Here is a 753-nt window from a genome sequence, read left to right on the forward strand (position 1 = left end):
CAAGCATTTTGCTTAAAATGGCATCTTTACGAGCCTTGGGAATACGCGACATGATAAGTAACCAGCCCCCTGAGTAAGTTGGAATCCCTGAAAAGGGAGTATCTCAACTATCCTGACACAGGGGGGGAGTGTGCCCCCGATGATGTGCGAGTTGGCGGAGCCTCCGTAGTAGTCCGAAACTGGGAAAACCAGTCACATGGCGAAGGGAGGCAGTTTAAGTGGTTTGCTGTGTCGATTAACTGGCCACAATAAGGTGAAGACCTTTGATAATCAGTGAAATGCAAAGCAAGCTGGCAATATGGTCTTCAAAAGATAAAGAGCGCAAGTTCGATCGTCTGCTGAGGATGATTGCCGAACCGGTCTGGCTACGTGAAGCCGCCCGCATCACGCTGGCGTCAAGCGGAGCAAAGACGCCGGGAATGGATGGTGTCACTCGGGTTTATATGGAAAATCACCTCCAGCATGAACTTGAAACCTTACGCGTTGAGCTGCTTGCTGGTACGTTTCAACCACAAGCCGCTCGTCGTGTTTACATCCCAAAAAGTAATGGCAAGATGAGGCCTTTGGGCATCCCTTGCTTGCGTGATGGGATTGTACAGCGTGCCATTTTGATGGTGATGGAGCCCATATGGGAAAGTGATTTCCATACCGTTTCATACGGGTTCAGAAAAGCGCGCAGCGTACATCACGCCATTCGCTCGGTGAAATTACAGCTGCAGGATGGAGGAGAACAAAGCACGGCTGGACGCTGGA

At 50.6% G+C, this 753-nt stretch carries 1 protein-coding gene; it reads left to right on the forward strand.

Translation table 11 applies throughout. The features are described 5' to 3' along the window. Positions 1-263: 263 nt before the first annotated feature. The coding region (locus CSQ88_RS22525; protein ID WP_257212740.1) for a reverse transcriptase domain-containing protein at positions 264-753 on the forward strand (490 nt) is incomplete at its 3' end.

This window comes from Iodobacter sp. BJB302 (genome assembly GCF_002735645.1).
Lineage (GTDB): Bacteria > Pseudomonadota > Gammaproteobacteria > Burkholderiales > Chitinibacteraceae > Iodobacter.